Origin of the sequence: Armatimonas sp. (assembly GCF_031410135.1) — a bacterium.
Taxonomy (GTDB): Bacteria; Armatimonadota; Armatimonadia; order Armatimonadales; family Armatimonadaceae; genus Armatimonas.
Map to the genome: position 1 here is coordinate 1 of NZ_JANNYP010000169.1, position 4,307 is coordinate 4,307.

The 4,307-nt window shown below is 56.8% G+C and carries 3 protein-coding genes; 2 read left to right on the forward strand and 1 reads right to left on the reverse strand.

Going from position 1 to position 4,307, the window contains the following annotated elements:
* The coding region (locus RMO15_RS05995) for a DNA polymerase domain-containing protein (RefSeq protein ID WP_309709204.1) at nucleotides 1-2,091 on the reverse strand (2,091 nt) is incomplete at its 3' end.
* Nucleotides 2,092-2,119: 28 nt separating this feature from the next.
* On the opposite strand from RMO15_RS05995, the gene RMO15_RS06000 reads away from it, so the two are divergent.
* A complete protein-coding gene (locus tag RMO15_RS06000; RefSeq protein WP_309709206.1) occupies nucleotides 2,120-3,760 on the forward strand; it encodes a CRTAC1 family protein in 1,641 nt (546 codons plus the stop codon).
* A 138-nt stretch (nucleotides 3,761-3,898) separates the two neighbouring features.
* On the forward strand, nucleotides 3,899-4,307 hold a 409-nt coding region (locus RMO15_RS06005; protein WP_309709208.1), incomplete at its 3' end, for a DUF1559 domain-containing protein.

Sequence of the window (4,307 nt, forward strand, 5' to 3'; positions counted from 1 at the left end):
ACTGGCGAACTTGTAGAGCTTGGTCTGGTAGTACTCGATATCTTCGTCTTGGTTGTAGTTGTCCGCAGTAACCAGCGCTTTATCGCCCTCGCGCTGGTAGATAATCGCATAGTCGCCCACGGTCAGGCCCACCATTGCCTCGGCGTTGCGCTTCTTGGCATCGCTGGTGAAGGTCTTATCCGTGACGCGCTCGCGGCGGGAGATCTGCTCGATACCGAGCGTCCGGTTCTCAATCGCCTCTAAAAGCTCTTTGTAGCGAGCCGAGAGACCGGCTCTATCGTCGGCGAGGAGAAAGTCCACAGCTTCGTAGAGGAATTTCTTGCCGAACTTCTCATCAGCACGCGAGCGGAGACTGGAGCCTTTGAAAGTCTTCTTGCCCTCGTAGCTCACCAGCACGTAGTTCTTGGCCTTCAGTGAGAGCATCACTTCGTAGCGACCATCAAAGGCGAGCCGGATTCCCTCGGGGAGCGTCGCGCCGATCTCGCCGATAAAGGCTTCCTCAATATCGAGGCCCGAGATTCCCGCTGGCGGCTGAAAGTACACGCCGTCGGTGTCGATCTCAATAACCGTCGCGCCACGGGTTTCCAGCTCCTCCGCGATCTGCTTGACGATCACCTGGCCAATCTCGGTCACTTTGGCGGCGGCGGTGTAGTCGTTGAAGTAGAACGGAGCACCTAAATAGCCGTAGAATGAGTTGATGAGCAGCTTATAGGAGCCCTGGAGGCCGTCCCAGTAGGCCGAGGCGATCTGGTTCTGGGTGGACTCGTATTCTTTCGCTTTCCGCTTTGCCATCAGGCGGCGGCGGGTCAGCTCTTTGAGGAGTGGTAGAAACAGCCCCAGCGTGTCGGAGCTGCTGCTGACATTGTAGTTGAGCATGATGCTCGGGTAGAGGCTCTCGACATCGGCTTTTACGATGCCGCGCAACAAACCCGCCAGCCGCATCTCGGTGTAGCCGCCACCGTAGGGCTGGCTGGGCTGCTGGCGCGTGATGGCGTGGCCCGCTTGCAAGTAGGCACGCACAAAGACCGAGTTGATCTTCTCACCGCTGCCGGTCACGGCAACACTCTGAAAAACATCGGGCACCATCTGGGTGGAGTAGAACTCGGTGGGCGTGACAATCTCCGCCAAGCGCCGCGTCTCACGCACATCGCCCAACGTGTAGGCCTTCACCCGCTCCGGATCGGTGCGCCAGAGCGAGGCGATCTCATCGTGGGGAATATAGACCCGATCCGGCTCGGCAATATGATAGGTTCGGGCGCACTCTTTTAGGTTGTACGAAGAGATCTCGCCGCGTGCCACATCGAAGCGCTGGGTCTGAAAGAGCGTGTCGAGTACATGCCGCCCCCAGATAAAGTGCGGCACAAACGGGCGCGTGTTGGCTCCCATCGCGCAGTTGCGCTCCATCCCAATCCCCATCTCGGAGCTGTCTCGCCCCCAGGGAAGCGCGATATGGAGTGCCTTGGCCCGCGCCCGAATCCACGGCAGGTCAAAGCCGTAGATATTGTGCCCCTCGACAATATCGGGATCCCACTCGGTCACTAAGTGATTGAGCGCCCAGAGCATCTCTCGCTCCTCACCAAAGAGCAGCTCCTCGTTGCCAACGTTGTCTGAGCAGGCGATGAGAAAGATATGGGCATCGGGCTCGGTGGGGGTAAACGTGGTGGTCTCGATGTCTATCTGCATCCGGCGCACTTCGGTGAAGGCCATGCCCTTAAAGAGTGTGCGCCCGGTACCCAATAAGAACTGCTTCTGTGGGGAGCCGTACTGGAGAAAGTCCCGGCGCTCGTCTCGGAGAATCTGCCGTGCATCTAAATAGGCACGCCAGTGGGGAAAGCGCACGAGGCGGGAGTAGCCCTCACCCTCTAGCTGAATCTCCTCGCCGTCGGGGAGAAAGCGCTCGTCGCGCTGGATGAGCCAGGGGATAAAGGGGACGGTCTCCATGGCGACGGTGCCATCGCGGTGCCGTGAGATCAGCGTCGCCGTGTCTTTTTGCGTCTCGACCGCGACTAAGCGCGGGGTTGTGTCTAGGCCATTGAGGGCGGCATCGAGAAGGCTCTTATCGAGGCTTTTGTCAAGGGTGGAAACGGACACGGGGAATTATACCCGGTACAATACTTCCATGAGTCGCAAGCTTCTGCTACTTTTTACCCTACCGCTGCTGGTATCGTCGGGGTGTGTCCCCAAAAACAATCCCGCTCCGCAAAGCGCGGAGCCCGCACAAGCCAAGCCGGTCTTCCGCGATGTGGCAGAAGCCGCCGGTATCCGCTACTCCTGGCCGGTGCCCGAGAAACGCCCTCTGAACATCCTCCAGACCATTGGCTATGGCTGCGCCTTTCTGGATATTGACAACGATGGCAACTTGGATCTCCTGCTCGTCGGCTCCCGTCCGGGGCTGTTCAAAGGCGATGGCAAGGGAAAGTTCACCGATGTGAGTGAGGCGATGCTGGGAAAGCTTACCGGGCACTTTCTCGGCTGCGCCGTGGGCGACTACGACGGCGACGGTTTTGCCGATCTCTATCTTTCTGGCTACCGTGAGGGGCGCTTGCTTCACAACGAAGCGGGCAGGAGCTTCCGTGATGTCACGCTCGCCTCGGGACTGAAGCCACAGCCCTGGGGAACATCTTGCGGCTTCGCAGACTTAGACAACGACGGCAAGCTGGATTTGTTTGTCGGTAACTACGCCGACTTTGGCCCTCAGACAAAGCCACAGCTCTGTCGGTTTAAGACCAACCATGGAGATGTCATGAGCTCCTGTGGCCCCGTCAATTATGTTGGTCTGCCAGGAGTGCTCTACCAGAGCCAAGGCGGCGGCAAGTTTACGGATGTCACCAAAGCGTGGGGAGTTACCGGCCAGAGTGGACGAACCCTCGGAGTGGCCTTTGCGGACTTGGAAGGCACGGGTCGGGTGAGCATTGCCCTCGCAAACGACGAAGCTCCGGGCGATTTGTTTGTCAACCAAGGACCGGGGAAATTTAAGAACGAAGCCGATCTTCGCGGCACCGCCTACGATCAAAATGGCAATAAGCACGGGGGAATGGGAACCGATTTTGGAGACTTCAACAACGATGGCAAGCTGGATTTAGCGGTTGCAACCTTTCAGAACGAGGTAAAGAATCTCTATATCAATGAAGGCATGATCTTTCGCGACCAGAGCCCGGAGCTTGGCCTTGGGGAAGGTGCAAATGCCTTGGTTGCCTTTGGAATTAAGTTCCTCGATGCGGACAACGACGGCTGGCTGGATCTCATGATTGCCAATGGACATGTCCAAGACAATATCGCTGAGATTGAGAAGACAACGTACCGTCAGCCCCTTCAGCTCTTCCAGAGCAAAGAGGGCCAGAAGCTTCTAGAGGTCAGCAACACGGCGCTGGTTGGGATTTCGCCCCTCGTAGGCCGCGGTTTAGCCACGGGTGACTACGACAACGATGGCAAGCAAGACGCTCTTGTGGTGGACATGGAGGGCAAGCCTCTTCTCTTGCACAACGAAACCCCAGTGCCAGGAACCTGGATCGGCTTCACACTGCCACCAAACACCTGGGGAGCGGTTCTGACCGTCGAAGCCAACGGAAAGCGCTGGACACAGCAGTGCCAGCCAGCGGGTTCCTATCTCTCTAGTAGCGATCCACGTGTCCACTTTGGCCTTGGGAGTGCCTCCGGTACAGTTCAGCTCAGCATTCGCTGGCCATCAGGGAAAACGGAGGTTTTACCCGGTCTACAAACGGGAAGTTATCTCAAACTGACCCCGAAAAATCAGCCTTGACAAAATTTCTAATCTATCCTAAAATGCGCTCAGGAGGGTGGTTTCCAACTACTTTCCAAGCTCTCTTTGACGAGAGTTATCATTTCAAACCACTTCGACGAAGTCCGTACGAAGTTAAACCTGAGGGAGTACTCAGTTATGAAAATGTTGAAGCAGATACGCCAGAGTTTTACACTCATTGAGTTGTTAGTTGTTATCGCGATTATCGCGATTCTCGCCGCCATTCTCTTCCCTGTCTTTGCCCAAGCCCGTGAAAAAGCACGCCAGGCAAGCTGTCTATCTAATATCAAGCAGCTCACCCTGGGTTTCATGATGTACTCGCAAGACTACGACGAAACGTTCCCCCAGTGGAAGTGGGGACAGAACTACAGCACCTCCTGGGGAGACGCGGGTTCGCCCTCTCCGAACAATGCGACCACGATCTGGTACTACGCCATCTATCCCTATGTCAAGAACGGCAATGTCTACGGCTGCCCCTCGGATCCTCGTAAGACCCGCTTCCGAGATAATGGCTGGTTTACCTGGGGAGGTGCTGGCCCCATCGGTG

What these genes read in the sequence shown, in the direction of transcription:
- RMO15_RS06000 (WP_309709206.1), top strand. Translation starts at nt 2,120, where the DNA reads ATGAGTCGCAAGCTTCTGCTACTTTTTACCCTACCGCTGCTGGTATCG.